Genomic DNA, 727 nt, shown 5'->3' on the forward strand with positions numbered 1-727 from the left:
GACGCCCTCCGGCGTGCCGGCGAAGATCACGTCGCCGGGCTCGAGGGCGAAGTAGGTCGAGAGATAGGCGATCTGCTCGGCCACCGACCAGATCATGTCGGAGAGGTCGCCCTTCTGGCGCAGCGTGCCGTCGACCGACAGGGTGATCGCGCCCTTGTCCGGATGGCCGATGACGGAGGCGGGCTTGAGGGTGCCGACGGGACCGGACAGGTCCGAGGCCTTGCCGAGCTCCCAGGAGCGACGCAGCGCCTTGGCGTCGTCCTGCAGGTCGCGCCGGGTCATGTCGAGGCCGACCGCGTAGCCGTAGACGTGGTCGAGGGCCTGTTCCACCGGGATGTCGCGGCCGCCCTTGGCGAGGGCCACCACCAGCTCGACCTCGTGGTGGTAGTTCTCGGTCTTCGGCGGGTAGGGGTGCTCCAGAATCCGCCCGTCCGGCACCACCTGGAGCGCGTCGGCGGGTTTCATGAAGAAGAACGGCGGCTCGCGGGTCGGGTCGGCGCCCATCTCCCGGGCATGGGCGGCGAAGTTGCGCCCGACGCAGTAGACCCGGCGCACGGGAAACAGGTCGTCGGTGCCTTGGATCGGGAGCGCGGTGCGCGGCGGGTTCGGGATCACGGAGAGCATGGGTCTGCGGTCTCGGACGAGTTTCGCGAAGGGCCGCGCATCTTGGAAAAAGGGCCGGCCGCCCGTTATCTAGAGGGCGGTTCCGCGGGGCGCCATCCCGCCC

Annotated in this window: 1 protein-coding gene; it reads right to left on the reverse strand. The window is 70.0% G+C overall.

Annotated features, from left to right (window positions below; genetic code table 11):
* A partial coding sequence (locus VQ03_RS30420; RefSeq protein WP_048454675.1) for a fumarylacetoacetate hydrolase family protein occupies positions 1-624 on the reverse strand: 624 nt, incomplete at its 3' end.
* Positions 625-727: the final 103 nt, after the last annotated feature.

Source organism: Methylobacterium tarhaniae (assembly GCF_001043955.1).
GTDB lineage: Bacteria > Pseudomonadota > Alphaproteobacteria > Rhizobiales > Beijerinckiaceae > Methylobacterium > Methylobacterium tarhaniae.